We start from the raw sequence: 16,855 nt of genomic DNA on the forward strand, positions 1-16,855 counted from the left end.
GGGAGAGTAACGGTGAGCGACGTGGAAAAGTTGGATTTAAATCTATTGAGCGTGTTCTTAGAAGTGTATCGATTAAAGTCGATCACGCTTGCATCAGAATCGCTTGGTATGACTCAGCCTGGGGTTAGTGGGGCATTGAAGCGATTGCAATCTCAGCTTGATACCGACCTGTTTATTCGTGAAGGGCGTGGGATTATTCCGACTAACGCTGCGGTGCAATTGGCAGACCGAGTAGAGCCTGCTCTAGAAGGGATAAGCAGCGCAGTAAGCACTTTAAAGACATTTGATAATCAGCAGCATCATGTGTTTCGTATCCTGGTGAATGAGATTGGATTAACCAAGCTTCAACCTCTCGTCGAGCAAGATGAGACGTTGGGCAATATCTCGATTGAATTCAATATGGTGCCGAACAACGAAGAAGAATTATTGCAAGGCTTGAGCATGCAACAAGCTGATTTAGCGATTGATATCCATTACCCGCAAGTTAACGGCTACATGAAGCAGCCGATGATTGAAGATGAGTTGGTGCTGATAGCTCGAAAGGGGCATCCGAGAATCAATGGCTCTGTGACGCAAGAGCAATATTACAACGAAAAGCATGTTACTTTTAGAATGCGTCGAACCCGTTTATACACGGCAGATTATTTTACCAAGTCGCCACTGAAACAGAGAAAAGTGAGTGCCGAGTGTGACTCGCTGATGACCATGTGTGTGCTGGTATCGGGCTCAGATTGTGTCGGCAGTACATCGCGTGATTTTGCCAATCAATTTTCCGAATCCTTCCAGCTTCAAGTCCTTGATCAGCCGTTTGAAATCTTACCTATGCAGCAATACATGATTTGGCATAAAAGAACCGATTTGAACCCTGCTCATCAGTGGCTGAGAAACAAGATTCAGCAATATATGGCTGATTAACGAGCCGCTCTTGCTGCTCGTTTCTGTTTGGCGCTCTCTATCATCTTAGAAGGCGTCATTCCTGTCACCCACATGGTGCCGGTGATAACCAGAATTGAACCAACAATCGTATTGATGCCAATTGCTTCATCTAAGAATAAGTTACCCCATAGAATACCAAATACCGGAATGATGAAGGTCACGGACAGGGCTGAAGGTGCGCCGAGTTCAGAGACGAGATTGAAGTAAAGTAGATACGCTAACCCAGTACATACCGCGCCTAATAAGACAACTGATGTAGTGATCGTAACGTCGGGTGTTTCTCTCATCGGAATAAAGAATACAAACGGCAAAACCAGCAATACCGCAGTCCACATGCTGCCATGAGCATTGTTGAATGCCTCAACTTTAGGGGCTTGTTTGGTATAGTTTGACGCTATTCCGTAGCTAAAGGCCGCCATCACTGCTGCAAAGATAGGAAGCATAGCCTCACGGCCAATGTTCATCGCATCCCAACCGACTAACACGCCAACTCCTGTTACCCCAATCCCAAGTCCCAATAGAACTTTCGCCTCGAGTGCTGTTTTGGTCCATATTGCACCAATGATTGCCGCCCATATTGGCGCGGTAGAGTTCAAGATGGCGAGTGTCGAGGCGTTAAGTGTCTGCGCGGCATAAGCGAAAAGCAAAAAAGGAAGTGTGGTGTTAAACAGGCCGAGAATGAAGAAGTGTTTTGCGTGATCATGAAAAGAGAGCTTCTTTTTTAAATAGAAAGAAACTAAAAGCAGAGTAAGTGCTGCAAACAGAACTCGCGCTTCAATTAAGACTGCGGGCCCTAATGGATTGGCGGCCATTCTCATGAAAAGAAACGAGCCTCCCCATATAGCCGCAAGTAGTATCAGTTTTAAAAAGCTCACAGTTTGAATCTCAGATTGTGTAAAACCTGACTATGGAGGAAAGATAACTATTACACAAACATAGATGCCAATACTGTGCAGTTATGGACATAAAATCGAGCCCGTTAATCAGGAACAATTTCGATGAATTTCGTTCTGTTTATTGTTCCTTATTTGATGAGAAATCTAGCGTTAGACATCAAACTTAGGCAAACAAAATGAAGATTGAACACATCGCAATTTGGACCAAACAACTCGAAGTACTGAAGCGATTTTATGAAGATTATTTCGGCGCGACATTGAACTCAAAATATCACAACCCAACTAAAGGGTTTTCTTCATACTTCCTCTCGTTTGATACGGGAAGTCGTTTAGAGATTATGGAAATGGACTCTGTCCCTGAATCGAAAGACGACATCTATGACCAGTTCACAGGCTTCATTCACATGGCGATATCATAGGTTCGGAACAGGCGGTCGATCAACTGACTCAACACTTGGTCGAAGACGGCTATGAGCGCTTAGATGGCCCAAGAAGAACAGGCGATGGCTATTATGAGAGCTGTGTACTCGATCAGGATGGTAATCGTTTGGAACTTACCGTTTAATGTAGAGACTTAATTGAGTTACTCATCTACTAACGGAACTGAGGTATGACAATGATGAAGCTTGCTGTGACTTTCCTTTTTAGTCTTGGGCTTATGGGATGTGCTACCTCAGAACCGGTGTATGAGCAGGAGGCGGACTCAAAGCCTGAACCATCACAACCCATAGGTTACCTCGGTTTTAAAGCTCACCAAGAGTGGGCGATTCAATTCAATGATTGCACGGTCTACGATTTAATCGGTGCACAACCTTACCAGTGGTTTGATCGCACTTCAGCCTCTGTGAGCTGTTATACGTTTAAGCCAAACGATGCCATCGAGCCTTTATCTGTCTATGCCGACGCAAACTTCGACAGCAATAAGCTAGCCCCGATTAACCTATTTCAAGAGCTGCAGGTATCAGAGTCTGGCTGGGGCAAGTTTCCTGCCGTCTATGAGACCAACGGTACCAATTGGCTGAAAGTCAAAGAGGGTTGGATTCACCTCACACTAGCCGATCAGACACTCGTTCAGTTCTACCCTGGCACTCAAGACCAATCTGGCAAATCACTGCATGATCAGTATTTTGAACAGCATTGATCGTAATGCTGACTGTTGATTAGTCTTTAGATCGATCAAAAAAGATCTTTTAACTGTTGCTGAAACCGGTTTCAATCTGTATCTTTGCTTTTATTGAAATCGATTTCAGAGTTGTAATTGCAGCTCAAATTCTGATCTTTTTCACGAATAACTTGTAGTGAGTAATGGTATGAACAACGAATTTTCGAACGATTTTTTATGGGGCGGTGCAGTAGCAGCGCATCAACTAGAAGGCGGCTGGGATGCGAATGGTAAAGGTGTCAGTGTTGTTGATGTATTAACAGCGGGCGCTCATGGTGTACAACGTCGAATCACCGATGGCGTGATTGATGGCGAAAACTATCCTAACCAAGTCGCAGTGGATTTCTACCATCGCTACAAAGAAGACATTAAGTTATTCGCTGAGATGGGCTTTAAGTGTTTCCGTACCAGTATCGCGTGGACGCGTATCTTCCCAAATGGCGATGAAGCTGAACCGTGTGAAGCGGGTTTAGCGTTTTACGATGATCTGTTTGACGAGCTGTTGAAATACGACATTCAGCCTGTGGTAACACTGAGCCACTTTGAAATGCCTTACCATCTAGCTAAGGAATATGGCGGCTGGATGAACCGCAAAGTGATCGACTTCTTCGTTAAGTATTCAACTGCAGTGATGGAACGATACCAACACAAAGTGAAATACTGGATGACGTTTAACGAGATCAACAACCAGATGAACACCTCGGCAGATATTTTCGGTTGGTTATGCTCAGGCGTGAAGTTTCCACAATGCGAAAAGCCGCAAGAGGCGATGTATCAAGCGGTTCACCATCAGTTTGTTGCAAGTGCTTTGGTGGTTAAGAAAGGTCACGAGATCAATCCAGATCTTCAAATCGGCGCAATGTGTGCGATGGTGCCTTTCTATCCTCGTTCTTCTAAACCGGAAGACATTATGGTGGCACAACAAGCGATGCGTGACCGTTATTTCTTCTCGGATGTAATGGTGCGTGGTCATTACCCAAATTACGCTAAGCATGACTGGGCAATCAAAGGCTTCAATATTGAGATGCAGCCCGAAGATGAGCAGATCCTAAAAGAAGGCAAGGCTGATTACTTAGGCTTTAGCTACTACATGTCTAATACCTTGGATTCTTCTTCTCACCAATCTACAGAAGAAGCGATGGACGGCGGTCATGAAAATTCGGTCGATAATCCGTTCATCCAGTCTAGCGATTGGGGCTGGCCAATTGATCCGACGGGTTTGCGTTTCTGTTTATCGTCTCTGTATGAACGTTATGAAGTGCCATTGTTCATCGTTGAGAACGGTTTTGGCGCGGTTGATACCATTGAAGAAGATGGCAGCATTAATGACGATTACCGCATTGCTTACCTTGGCGACCACATCAAAGAGATGAAAAAAGCCGTTTCGATTGATGGTGTTGATTTGATGGGCTATACCCCTTGGGGCTGTATCGATTTAGTTTCGTTCACCACGGGCGAGATGAAAAAACGCTACGGATTCATTTACGTAGATAAGCACAACGATCAATCTGGCTCACTAGAACGCAAGCGCAAGAAGTCTTTCGAGTGGTATAAAGGTGTGATTGCATCTAACGGTGCCACTATTTAGAATGCATTCCCCAGCGCAGTTATGTGAACTGTGAGCTGTCATTTTGCAATGAATTAGTCGGCCTATGTCGGCTAATTTTTTATAAAGGAAAAGAAGCGAATGGTAACCATGCTTGATGTCGCAAACCGCGCAGGCGTATCTAAATCGACCGTTTCTCGTGTCTTAAATGGCAAGAACATCGTGCGCCCAGATGTGGTGAAAAAGGTATTTGATGCGATTCAAGAAACAGGTTATCGACCGAACTTGTTGGCTCAGCAATTGGCGACCAAGAAGACCAATTTCATCGGCTTTGTAATTACCAATGAGTTGTTCAATGGCCCTTACTTCTCTTCCTTGATGTATCACGCGGCTTCTTATAGCGAAAAGTCGAATCACCAATTGGTGATCACCGATGGCAAACACAGCGCTGAAGACGAAAGAAAGGCGATCAATTTCCTGCTGGATATGAAGTGCGCGGGCATCATCATCTATCCGCAATGTTTAACCGAAAGCGAGATAGCTCAGATCATCGAAAGCACTGACACTCCGATTCTGGTACTCAACCGAGAAATGCCGTCGAAGCCCAATCATGCTATTACCACCGACCATTATCAGAGCGCTTGTTTGATGGTTGAACACATCATCGAGCAGGGTCATACCGATATTGCAGTGATTCGTGGTAAAGCCGGTTCTTCGACCGATGAGCTGCGTTACCAAGCCTATCAAGATGTGTTAACTAAACATGGTGTTGCATTGGATGAGTCCAACGTTGTTCAAGGTGATTGGACGATGGAGAGCGGTTATCACGCGGCTCAGGCTTTGGCAAAAAGCAGAACCACATTCACTGCTATCTTGTCTGAAAACGATGATATGGCGATTGGTGCGATTAAGGCGTTAACCGAACTTGGGTACTCATTGCCTCAAGATGTTTCGATCGTCGGCTTTGATAACAGCAAAGTGGGGGCGTTTTTAACGCCAAGCTTAACGTCTGTGAGTGTGCCATTAGAGCAAATGACGCAAAAGGCGATCCTGCAAATTGTCGGTGAAACAGAGCAAGCGACCACCATCAATACCACTGGTAGTTTGGTGTTACGTGATTCGATAGCGAAGCTAAATTAGCACTGTTCGAATTTCATATTTTACCTACAAAAAGTGACGAGCTGCGCATCTCTTAAACCAAGCTCAAACACTCATTATTCACTGTTATTTAGATGTGCGATATTGCGTTTTTGGTCGATGAATTGACCACCATTAGTTAAGTAATGTGAAGCTAGATAAGTAATATGAAAATAGCTAATTGATGTGAGAACAGGTAAGTAACGTGAAAACAGAAAAACAGAAAAACAAAAAATGCTAGCAGGTGAACCTTATCAGGCTTGGGATAAAGAGCTTTATGCAGCTCGTATCGAATGTCGCAAGGTGCTTCAAAAACTCAATAACAGTATTCCTGGCACATCTGAATGGGAAGCAGCAACGCAAGAGCTCATTCCGGACTGTGAAAATGCGCATTTAGAACCTCCATTTCGTTGTGACTACGGCTCGAACATCAAGCTAGGCAAGAACTTCTACGCTAACTTTAACTGCGTGATTTTGGATGTGGCTGAAGTGACTATTGGCGACAATGTGCTGCTTGGTCCGAACGTTCAAATCCTGACTGCAGGTCACCCACTCGATGTGAAAGGCCGTGTAGAAGAAGGCGTTGAGTTTGGCACACCGATTAATGTTGGCAACAATGTTTGGCTTGGCGGTGGTGTAATTATCTGCCCCGGTGTCACCATTGGCGAAAACAGCGTGATTGGCGCGGGCAGTGTCGTAACCAAAGACATCCCAGCCAATGTGGTTGCAGTCGGTAATCCATGTAAAGTGCTGAAAGCGATCGATAACGAGTAATAATCAGATTGAATTGATAAAGCCCGAACCTAGGTTCGGGCTTTGTTTTTTCTATTCTTGCTAGATGCTAGATGCTAGATGCTAGATGGAACAGCTTGTTGTGCTTGCTTCTTATCTAACGCACCACTGAATCGAGTCAGAACAAGAGCGATCAGAACGATCACAGCACCTACCCAAGGGGTGTTCATTAATCCAGATTTCGCGACAATCAAACCACCGCCCCATGAGCCCAATGCAATACCGACGTTGAAGGCTGCAATGTTCAATCCAGAAGCGACATCGACTGCGTCTGGTGTGTATTTCTCAGCCAGTTTCACAACATACACTTGTAGCCCCGGAACGTTACCGAATGCGAATGCACCCCAAACCAAAATGGTAGCAACAGCTGCGTAAGGGTTTACTGCGGTAAAGTTGAATACCACCAGTACTGCGGCTAAACCAGAGAAGATAACGGTCAACGCTTTAATCGGGCCCATCTTGTCGGCCATTTTTCCGCCCCAGATGTTACCTACCGCCACTGACACACCGTAAACCAACATGATGAGACTGATAGAGCTCGAATCAAACCCTGATACATTTTCCAGTATTGGAGCAAGGAACGTAAACGCTGTGAACGTACCGCCATAACCTAGTGCTGTGATAGCGTAAACCAACAGTAAGCGTGGTTGAGTTAGAACCTTTAGTTGTGCCGAAATCTTCGCCGCTGGTGGTTGCTTAAGGTTGCTTGGAACCAAGATAGCGCTACCGATAAGAGCAATAAGACCAAGCAGAGCCACGATCAAGAAGGTCGCTTGCCAGCCAAAGGTTTGCCCGATATAAGTGCCCAGTGGTACGCCGGTTACCAATGCAACCGTTAAACCTGTAAACATGATCGCAATGGCACTGGCTGCTTTATCTTTTGAAACCAAACCTGTCGCGATGGTCGATCCAATCGAGAAGAACACGCCATGGGCAAGGCCAGTCAAAATTCGTGCGGCGATCAGCGTGTTATAACCCGGAGCTTGCCACGCCAATAAGTTACCAATGACAAACAATGCCATCACGGTTAGCAGCACCGCTTTACGATTCCATTTGCCGGTTAATGCCGTTAATACTGGTGCGCCAATAGCAACGCCAAGCGCGTATAAACTGACTAATAGGCCTGCCGATGGCAGAGATACATTCAAGTCGCTCGCCATGGTAGGAATCAAGCCTACGATGACAAATTCTGTGGTTCCGATGGCAAAGGCGCTGAGCGTCAATGCAAGTAATGCTAATGGCATAATCATCTCTCTTACTGTTCTTTGTTAAATACCGAGCGCGATAAAATGGGGCAGCTTGTGACTGCAATAGGAGCGCTTCGTTTGATGGCGAGGATTATCTAGCAAAATATATTTGTGAAAAATGCCGCTATTCACAAATAACCTTTGTGAAATTTGCAATAATTAAAGAGTTAGCCGATCATTGGGTTAAGCTGATGAGATCGAAAAGACTCAGATGATTTGAGCTGTGATGAGCACAAGCGAGATGACATTAAACAAAATGAAGATAGCGAAGGAGCCTCATGTTAACCCGTTCAGATGATTTAGAAATGGTACTCACCGTTGTCGATGCTGGTGGTTTTTCTGCGGCGGCAGAGGGGCTGGATGTGCAGGTCGCCAAGGTGTCTCGTTCGGTGAGTAAGGTTGAGTCGCAACTCGGCGTCTCAATATTCAACCGAACAACGAGACGCGTGGAATTGACGGAGGAAGGACGGCAGTTTGTCGATTCAGTCAGGGTGGGATTACAGATGATTCAGAGCGCGGAAGAAGAAATCGTGTCGCGCGGAGAGTTGCCAAAAGGTCGTTTAAGAGTCGATGCCGCCAGTCCATTCGTATTCCATCAGCTAGTGCCGTTGGTGCAGTCATTCAAAGAGGCTTACCCAGACATTGAGTTGGAACTCACTTCCAACGAAGGCTTCGTTGATCTTCTCGAAAAGAGAACTGATGTTGCGATTCGAATCGGTAAGTTGTCCGATTCAACACTGCACGCTCGCCCGTTAGGAAAAAGTTTACTCCATATTGTGGCGTCACCTGATTATCTCGCTAAGCGTGGGCTGCCCACCAAACCTGAAGATTTGAGTTCGCATCAAATTGTGGGGTTTGCGGGTAACAAAGTGCTTAACCATTGGCCTTTACCAAACCAAAGTGATGTCGCGCCTACTGTGACAGCCAGTAATGGTGAAACCGTGCGTCAACTAGTCTTAGCTGGAAATGGGATTGCTTGTTTATCGGGGTTTATGGTGCAGGAAGATATGGCTGCGGGTCGCCTAATCCCTATTCTGGAACAAGACAAACTTGCCAACACAGACCGAGAGCGAGTGAATGCGGTTTACTACAAGTCGTCATCGGTCTCTAAACGTATCTCGGCGTTTATCGACTTTATTCAGCCCCGTTTGAGCTTGTAGGGAAGGCTTGTGTAGGGACGATAAACGTTATGTAGCGTGAACAATGTTTTCGGTGTTGATCCTTACATGCCCCTTAGATGAACAACAGCTTTAGCGCTTACGTAAGTAATGCGTTTGCACAATCTCATATAAGTAAGTCGACACGCCTGTTAGTGTGAAATCAAGCGGTGAAACTAGATCTCCAAACAATGGTGAAGCATCACCCAGACCGAATAGAGCTCACCATTGACATGGTCGAAAAGCCGCTGAGTTTATACTGTTTGGCACTCACCCAACTTAAGTGATTTGTGGGCCAATTTACCGACCTTTAAATTTATACTGGATAATTACCTATAAATTTCAGGCTTTAGCAGTAATAATCAATGAATAGATCGGAATAGCTTGTTCATTGAAAAGCTGTACGGAAAGTTTCTAAAGACGCCATCGTGAAAAGGAAGTCAGATACATGCCTGTGCTCCAACGCATCAGTTTAACGTTAATCTTAATCGCCGTTTTAGGTGGGTGTTCTTCACTTCCTGAAGGCATCGATCATCCAACAGAACCGCCAACCTCTCCTGCACCTAGTTCTTTATCGGTTCTAACCAATGAATTTCAGCCTGAAGCTTTAGAGCAAGGCACCACTGCGGTTCGTCTGCAAGAGTCTGGTTGGGATGCCTTGGCACAGCGATTAGCGCTGGTCGAAAGTGCCGAGCACACCATCGACATTCAATATTACATCTGGAACTCTGACGAATCGGGCAGCTATCTCGCTAGCCGTTTATTAGCAGCGGCCGAGCGCGGTGTGAAGGTTCGCGTAATGCTGGATGATATCAACCTCAACGAACGTGAAGGGTTGCTGTCGGCACTGGATGCACACCCGAACGTCGAGATTCGTATCTTCAATCCAACACCAACACGCCGCGGTTTCAGTAAATGGCTGAGCTTTGTCGGCGACTTTTCTCGTTTAAATCGCCGTATGCACAATAAATCGTTTACCGTAGATGGTACCTTGTCTGTGGTGGGTGGCCGTAATATCGGTGATGAATACTTTGACCTTTCTGATGAAATCAATTTCCGAGACCGCGATGTATTAGTTATGGGCTCGGTAGTTAACACCATCCAAACCAGTTTTGTTGAATACTGGAACAGCCGTTGGTCTTACCCTGTCGATATGCTGGGTGATGACGAACAACCTGATCTCTCGAAGATAGATAATATTGTCGTTCCGCATTATCAAAATTATCCTGAATTACCATTAGATCGTAAGGCTGCTGATAGTTTACTGAAAGAGGTGGTTGGTGAGATGACTTGGGTGAATGCGCGTTTTGTTTATGATCAACCTGTTCCTGATGATTCAGACAATACCGATGAACCGAAAGCGACCGCGATTCTTCTAGGTAAGTTAGCGAGTGAATCGAAACAAGAGATCTTATTGGAATCGGCTTACCTTGTATTCGATGATGGTCAGCTTGAAGAGTGGCAAGTGTTGAACAATAAGGGCGTTGAGATAAAAGCGCTAACTAACTCTATGGCCTCTAATGATCTGGTGACTAATCATTCTGCTTATGCGGGCAGACGTTACGATATGTTGGAGCATGGCATCGATCTGTTTGAGCTAAAACCAGAATCTAAGTTGTGTGAAGCATCGACTCAAGACGTGTCTAAATGTGCGCCTGAGACAGCCTATGGCTTGCACGCTAAATCAGTCGTATTCGACCGCAGCATCGCGAGCATCGGTTCATTTAACTTCAACCTGCGTTCTACCTACCTCAATACGGAATCGGTTTTGATCATCGAGAACAAAGAGATTGCTGAAACGTTAGCTGACACCATTGAGCAAGCGATGAGTGAAGATAATAGCTGGCGCTTGGAACTGGAAGACGGCGATGTGTATTGGTATTCAGGCGATCAACGTTGGGACAGCGAACCTGACACTGGTCAATGGGAACGAATGCAGTCTGGCTTCCTACAATTGTTACCGATTGAGAAATATCTGTAAGCTAGCCGCCTCCGGATAAATAAAAATGTCAGCGTATATTACGCTGACATTTTTGTTTGTACTGCTGTTTGCTGCTAGCTCTAATCGCTTAACGGCTTAACGGCTTAACGGCTTAACGGCTTAACGCTTGGTCAGCTGCTTGCTGTTTAAGTAAGGCAGGATATGTGGGCGAGATTCACCAGAGAGTTTCTGTGTGATCTGCTGTGACCAACTGCTCTGCTTTTGGTTGCTTGAACGGCTTGCGTAGTAGCTTTGCATCGAATCATCGTAGCTGGCAATTTCATCTAGGCTCAGCGGTTGGTATTGGTTTTCGTGCATTACTACGTGAGCAGGGAGGCGAGGTTTCACCTCTGGTTGTTGTGCCGGGTGACCTAAGCACATCCCGAACAACACGGCGGTGTGCTGTGGCAGTTCTAACAGTTCATCGACTTGTTGTGCGCTGTTACGCAGCCCGCCAATGTACACGCCACCTAAACCTAGAGACTCAGCAGCCAACATGCAGTTTTGCGCCATGATGCCAGAATCGACAGCGCCAATCAGGGTCAGTTCAGTAAAGTCGGTTTTCACTTCAGGGTTGATTTGAGCGTGGCGTTGATAGTCGATACAGAACACCAAAAACTCAGCCGCGTTCTCCACGTAAGCTTGATTGCCTGCGTATTCGGCTAGCAGTTTACGCTTCTCTTTGTTTGTCACTCTCACGATAGAAACAGCCTGCAGTAAGCTCGATGACGAAGCCGCGAGACCAGCCTGAATAATCACATCAAGTTGTGCTTTTTCAATCGGTTGATTTGTATATTGACGAATGGAGCGGTGCCCCAGAATAGTTTCAATCGTGCTGTTCATAACTCTCAGACAGTCCTTGTGATGATGGCGTAGAGAATCACAATAACGACAATTACCATGAGCGTAAAGGGCATTAGAGCCTTTCTGGTTGACATATTTCAGCAGCGTCAGCCCAGTTTTTGAGATTCTATTTATAATCGATTAATGCCAGCTGCTATGCCGCTGGCATTTTATTATTGAGTGAAACTTGCTTCGAAATAGGCACCAAATGCTCAGAACTGTCGGATAAAATAGGGCATACTGGACTCAATATATAAACCCAAGAAAGTAACCACGCGCATGAATCCAATCTGCCTCAACGACCCTTTTTCTCTTCCTAATGGCCAAGTGATCAAAAATCGCCTGTTCAAATCGGCAATGAGTGAACAGCTAGGTGATAAACATCATAACCCTAAGCAAGGTTTAGTCACGCTTTACCAGCGTTGGGCTCAAGGAGGAATTGGTCTATCCATGACGGGTAACGTGATGGTCGATAGAGGTGCGCTTGGTGAACCTAAAAACGTTGTGTTGGATGAGCACAGTGACTTAAGCGTATTTCGTGAGTGGGCGAAGTCTGGAACACAAAATGGTTCGCAGATATGGATGCAATTGAACCACCCAGGAAAGCAAATCCCTAAATTCTTATGTGATAGCCCGGTTGCCCCTTCAGCTATCTCTTTAGAGCGTGGATTAGAAAAAGGCTTTAATACGCCACGAGCTCTGACTGAGAAGGAAATAATCGCAATCATTGATAAATTCGCGCTGAGTGCAAAGCTTGCAAAACAAGCGGGTTTTACTGGTGTACAGATTCACGGTGCTCATGGTTATCTTGTCAGTCAGTTTTTGTCTTCTAGACACAATCAACGCCAAGACAAATGGGGTGGGTCACTCGAAAACAGACTTCGTTTCGTGCTTGAGGTTTATCGCGCGATTCGAAAAGAGGTTGGTGAAGATTTCCCTGTCGGAATTAAGCTCAACAGCGCCGACTTCATGAAAGGTGGCTTCACTGAAGAAGAGTCGATGCAGGTTGTGCAAACACTGAGTGATAACGGTATCGACCTGATTGAGATCTCTGGCGGCACCTATGAAAGTCCATCAATGATGGGTTCAAAGAGCAAAGCTGAATCAATCAAGTCCAGCACAGTAAAACGTGAAGCGTATTTTATGGATTACATGGTTAAGGCGAGAAAACTCGTGAGTACACCGCTGGTGGTCACGGGTGGTTTTCGAACCGCGCAAGCAATGAATGAAGCATTAAACACCTCGGCGACCGATTTTATTGGTATTGCGCGAACAATGGCGGTTGATCCTGATTTCCCTAACAAGTTAATTGAAAACCCTAGCCACGGCATGCCACTAACGGTGCCAACCACAGGAAAACCCGCATTAGACAAGATGGCGATGGTCGGGCTGGTTTGGTATGAACATCAGATGTGGCGCATTGCCTCTGGCAAGAAAGCCGACCCAAAACTAAGCGCACTCGGTGTGGTGTTAAAAACAATTTTCAGCGCCGGCTGGCACGCTTTCAAAAAGCGCAGAGCGTAAGCAGTCGTGGATTGTTAAAGCAGAACTTTGAGGAATTGAAGTTCTGCTTTTTTGTTTGTCTCCTTTTAAGTTCTCGATAAATACATCGCAGAGCACCCTCAGCCAGCTTAGCTGTGGTACTAATCTAATACCAACATGAGCATTGGTTATAGTGTTCATAAGTGGCAAATCAGAGTAGACCAACTAGGATGAATTGAATTAAACCCTACAATTAATTCAACAACATGGTAGTTGCTATGAAGAAAATAACCCTCTTATCTGTCGCGATCTTATCCAGTCTCTCTTTCTCATCTTTTGCTAAAGATTGTGATCCCAACTTGCTGCCTTCTTGGAAGGACAGCGAGAGTAAATCCGCTATCGTCGACTTTGTTGGGCAAGCCACTAAAGCTGAGTCTGATACGTTCGTGGCAATTGAAGATCGCATTGCCGTGTTCGATAACGACGGTACGCTTTGGTCGGAAAAGCCTTATTACTTCCAATTAGCCTTTGCACTAGATCGTGTAAAAGAGATGGCGCCTGATCACCCTGAATGGAAAACCGAAGCACCGTTTAAGTTTGTACTCGAAGATGATATTGAGAGCGTTCTGGGCAGCGGTGAAGAAGGGCTATTGAAAATCATCATGGCGACACATTCTGGTATGACTGTTGAGCAATACCAGCAAGACGTTGAGCAATGGCTGACGGTAGCAAAAGATAAACGTTTCAACAAAGCCTACACAGACCTTACTTATCAGCCAATGAAAGAGATGCTGACTTACCTGCAAGAGCATGACTTTAAGACTTATATTGTGTCGGGCGGAGGCGTTGATTTCATGAGGGCGTGGGCTCCACAAGCTTACAATATTCCTACAGAGCAAATCATCGGTAGTGCGCTTAAATACAACTACAGCTACAACGATGGCAAACCAACGGTGACCAAAGATTCGTTGATTTTGACCATTGATGACAAAGCCGGAAAGGTCACTAACATTCAGCATATTATCGGCAAGAAACCTATTCTAGCGGTCGGCAACTCAGACGGTGACCAAGCGATGATGCAATGGGCAACGAGCCAACCCAATTCAATGGCGATGATTGTTCATCACACTGATGCTGAGCGCGAGTGGCAGTACGATCGTGAGTCTCACGTTGGCAAGCTTGATAAAGCGCTAGATGAGGCGAATTCCAGAGAGGATTGGACACTGATCGACATGAAATCCGATTGGTGTGAGGTGTACTAACGCCAAGTATACCCTTGGTCAAAACTTCAAAGGCTCGGATTTTAAATTCGAGCTTTTTTGTGAGCGGAGGTTTTGGGAATGAACGGTTTGAAAGCAATCGTTTGAAAGGAATAAGGTGTTATGGGTTCGCTTTAAGCAAGAACGTACTATAAATTTTCAATGCATGACGGTTTAATCGAGTTAGTCGGAAATTAAAGGAATAGAAAAATGAAAACGATCGGTTTGCTCGGCGGTATGAGTTGGGAGTCGACAGTGAGCTACTACAAATCCATCAACGAGGGCGTTAAAGCCACACTCGGCGGGCTCAATTCTGCAAAGGTTTGTATGTACAGCGTGAACTTCGATGAGATAGAAAAGCTTCAACATCAAGGTCGCTGGGCTGAGACGGCGGATATCTTATCGGACGCGGCTTTATCGGTAGAGAAGGGCGGGGCTGATTTCATTCTGATTTGTACCAATACCATGCATAAGGTCGTTCCTGAGATCGAAGAGAAGGTCACGATTCCTATCTTGCACATCGCTGATACCACAGCGCAGAAGTTGCTTGAACAGGGTGTAAAGAAAGTTGGATTACTCGGTACCGCTTTCACCATGCAAAAGGCCGTCTGACTAACAAATTCGGTATCGATGTGGTGATTCCTGATGAGAGTGACCGAGAGAAAGTCCACAACATCATTTATCAAGAGCTGTGTCGAGGCCAAGTAAAAGAAGAATCTCGAGATGTATACCGTCAAATCATTGAGAAGCTAGGCCAACAAGGTGCAGAAGCCGTTATTCTGGGCTGTACTGAAATCGCCCTCCTGATTCAGCAGCAACACACTGATGTTCCCTTGTTTGATACCACAGCCATTCATGCAGAAGCGGCTGTACGTTTGGCGACGAGTGACTAACTTCTAGTTCTTATTCTTAGTTCTATAGCTGTCCTATTTTCGCTCTTGTACGATTTTCATTCGTTGAAGTGAAAGTTTTTTGTACAAAAGCAGGTCGTTAGTTAAAGAAGCGATGCTTTGTTCATTAACCAAGGCCTTATCGGTAGGTAAGGTTTTAGTTAATGACTGAGGTATCCGCGCTTTTAAGCACTATGCTTTAGTCATGACCGAAAGAGGATTTATTATGAAATGGCTTATCTTATCTGTAACGCTGTTATTCGTGGCAGGATGCCAATCGACGGGGTCTCAAGAAGCACAAGTCGGTGACGACATGAATCGAGTTCATACCCAAGGGTGCAGCAGCTAATCTTCTTTTGTGGAAACACATTTTCAGCTGCTCCGGTAGAGAGTTATCCCTACAAAGCCTTGTGTTGTCACAAGGCTTTTATTTTATACAAAATCTAAAAACTGATTCGACTATATCGCGAATTATCAATGAATACTGGTGTTGATAAACTCTGTTTTATTAAAGCACGCTCTCGTGCTTATAGACCGGAGAAACCAATATGAATTACGAGGGAAAAGTATATCGTCCATGGACAGAGGCGAAGAGCATTCTGATTCAAACCACTTTAGGTTGCAGTATCAACACGTGCACGTTCTGTAATATGTTCAGCGATAAACGATTCAAGGTTTGTGATATTGAGGATGTGTTTAAAGATATCGAAGAAGCTCGCCTGATTTATCCTTATGTTGAATCAATTTTCCTTATCGATGGCAACGTGATGGCCGCCCGCACGGATTATCTCCTTAAGATTTTGGATAAGCTTCGTCATACCTTTCCAGAAAGCAGAAAAGTATCGCTCTATAGTGGTTTGAACGATTTCCGTCGTAAAAGCTTGAGCGAACTTAAAGAGCTTAAAAGTGCCGGTCTCACTATGTCTTATGCGGGGTTGGAGTCAGGCGATGCGGTTGTACTCGACAACATCAAAAAGCGCATGACACCAGAACAAGCGATCGAAGGCATGGAATTAGCCAAAGAAGCCGGCATTGAAACCTTACTTTCGTTTATCTTCGGCCTTGGCGGTCGTGATCGATCACGTGAACATATTGTCGAGACCACAAGATTACTGAATATCATGAAGCCTGAGCAGATAGCGCCAATGGCGTTAGCGATTCAGCCAGGAACCGTGATGGAACAAGAAGTAAAAGGTGGCAAGTTCGTTATGCCGACGCAACTTCAGATCTTAGAAGAAGAAAAGTATCTGCTTGAGAATCTAAACATCGACACTTTCTATTGGGGCGACCATGGTAATAACATCGTGACTCAGAAAGGTTTCCTGCTTGATTCAAGAGAGCAATTTTTGGCTAAGGTGAACCATGCGATAGCATCAAACCCAATGGCTAAAGACAGTGTTATTCAGACGTTTGCTTGGTAGCGTTTAGTTAAAAACGATACTTGCAGGCTAAGTAAAAATCGAAAGAAGTATTGTTTTCGAGGCGGGATAATCGCCATAAGCCTACTTCCGTTACTGAGACAATTCA

General features: G+C 45.2%; 14 protein-coding genes and 2 pseudogenes. 13 read left to right on the top strand and 3 right to left on the bottom strand.

All coding sequences use genetic code 11. The features are described from left to right. Positions 1-12: 12 nt before the first annotated feature. Positions 13-915, top strand: a complete 903-nt coding sequence (locus AB4185_RS01175; protein ID WP_017059462.1) for a LysR family transcriptional regulator — start codon at positions 13-15, stop codon at positions 913-915. Here AB4185_RS01175 and AB4185_RS01180 read toward each other — a convergent pair. Beyond that, on the bottom strand, positions 912-1,811 hold the full coding sequence (locus AB4185_RS01180) for a DMT family transporter (RefSeq protein ID WP_372123460.1): 900 nt from the start codon (positions 1,809-1,811) through the stop codon (positions 912-914). The genes AB4185_RS01175 and AB4185_RS01180 overlap by 4 nt on opposite strands. A 197-nt stretch (positions 1,812-2,008) precedes the next feature. Here AB4185_RS01180 and AB4185_RS01185 point away from each other — a divergent pair. The 5 genes and pseudogenes from AB4185_RS01185 to AB4185_RS01205 all read left to right on the top strand — a co-directional run bounded on the left by AB4185_RS01185 (position 2,009) and on the right by AB4185_RS01205 (position 6,451). Then, a pseudogene (locus AB4185_RS01185) lies at positions 2,009-2,397 on the top strand (VOC family protein). Positions 2,398-2,448: 51 nt separating this feature from the next. After that, on the top strand, positions 2,449-2,973 hold the full coding sequence (locus AB4185_RS01190) for a hypothetical protein (protein ID WP_029235182.1): 525 nt from the start codon (positions 2,449-2,451) through the stop codon (positions 2,971-2,973). A gap of 169 nt (positions 2,974-3,142) precedes the next feature. Continuing rightward, on the top strand, positions 3,143-4,582 hold the full coding sequence (locus AB4185_RS01195; RefSeq protein WP_372134690.1) for a 6-phospho-beta-glucosidase: 1,440 nt from the start codon (positions 3,143-3,145) through the stop codon (positions 4,580-4,582). 99 nt (positions 4,583-4,681) lie between these two features. Continuing rightward, positions 4,682-5,680 (top strand): LacI family DNA-binding transcriptional regulator, encoded by a 999-nt coding sequence (locus AB4185_RS01200; protein WP_017064029.1) that lies wholly within the window; start codon positions 4,682-4,684, stop codon positions 5,678-5,680. A 231-nt stretch (positions 5,681-5,911) separates the two neighbouring features. Further along, complete coding sequence (locus AB4185_RS01205) at positions 5,912-6,451, top strand: sugar O-acetyltransferase (RefSeq protein WP_267869007.1); 540 nt, start codon at positions 5,912-5,914, stop codon at positions 6,449-6,451. Between the two features lie 74 nt (positions 6,452-6,525). Here the strand turns inward: AB4185_RS01205 and AB4185_RS01210 are convergent, their stop codons facing one another. Beyond that, positions 6,526-7,713 (bottom strand): MFS transporter, encoded by a 1,188-nt coding sequence (locus AB4185_RS01210; protein ID WP_017062388.1) that lies wholly within the window; start codon positions 7,711-7,713, stop codon positions 6,526-6,528. A 281-nt stretch (positions 7,714-7,994) separates the two neighbouring features. Between AB4185_RS01210 and AB4185_RS01215 the strand changes: the two genes are divergently transcribed. Together AB4185_RS01215 and AB4185_RS01220 are read left to right on the top strand one after the other, a co-directional pair. Beyond that, positions 7,995-8,876, top strand: coding sequence for a LysR substrate-binding domain-containing protein (locus AB4185_RS01215; protein WP_372134692.1), 882 nt, complete (start codon positions 7,995-7,997; stop codon positions 8,874-8,876). A 445-nt stretch (positions 8,877-9,321) separates the two neighbouring features. Then, on the top strand, positions 9,322-10,854 hold the full coding sequence (locus tag AB4185_RS01220; RefSeq protein ID WP_372134694.1) for a phospholipase D family protein: 1,533 nt from the start codon (positions 9,322-9,324) through the stop codon (positions 10,852-10,854). A 120-nt stretch (positions 10,855-10,974) separates the two neighbouring features. Here AB4185_RS01220 and nfsA read toward each other — a convergent pair whose 3' ends face one another. Continuing rightward, positions 10,975-11,697, bottom strand: a complete 723-nt coding sequence (nfsA, locus tag AB4185_RS01225; RefSeq protein WP_017094836.1) for an oxygen-insensitive NADPH nitroreductase — start codon at positions 11,695-11,697, stop codon at positions 10,975-10,977. A gap of 279 nt (positions 11,698-11,976) precedes the next feature. Between nfsA and AB4185_RS01230 the strand changes: the two genes are divergently transcribed. The 5 genes and pseudogenes from AB4185_RS01230 (at position 11,977) to AB4185_RS01250 (ending at position 16,749) form a co-directional block, all read left to right on the top strand. Further along, a complete protein-coding gene (locus AB4185_RS01230) occupies positions 11,977-13,221 on the top strand; it encodes an NADH:flavin oxidoreductase/NADH oxidase family protein (RefSeq protein WP_372134696.1) in 1,245 nt (414 codons plus the stop codon). A gap of 236 nt (positions 13,222-13,457) precedes the next feature. Beyond that, positions 13,458-14,441 (top strand): HAD family phosphatase, encoded by a 984-nt coding sequence (locus AB4185_RS01235; protein ID WP_029235499.1) that lies wholly within the window; start codon positions 13,458-13,460, stop codon positions 14,439-14,441. A 207-nt stretch (positions 14,442-14,648) separates the two neighbouring features. Beyond that, positions 14,649-15,331, top strand: a pseudogene (locus tag AB4185_RS01240) (aspartate/glutamate racemase family protein). Between the two features lie 223 nt (positions 15,332-15,554). Next, entirely contained in the window at positions 15,555-15,677 is a 123-nt protein-coding gene (locus tag AB4185_RS01245) for a hypothetical protein (RefSeq protein WP_258182976.1), read from the top strand. Between the two features lie 199 nt (positions 15,678-15,876). Continuing rightward, complete coding sequence (locus tag AB4185_RS01250; protein ID WP_102428072.1) at positions 15,877-16,749, top strand: radical SAM protein; 873 nt, start codon at positions 15,877-15,879, stop codon at positions 16,747-16,749. Positions 16,750-16,855 lie beyond the last annotated feature (106 nt).

Origin of the sequence: Vibrio sp. 10N.286.48.F5 (assembly GCF_041469785.1) — a bacterium.
In the GTDB taxonomy this organism is placed as follows: Bacteria; Pseudomonadota; Gammaproteobacteria; order Enterobacterales; family Vibrionaceae; genus Vibrio; species Vibrio crassostreae_C.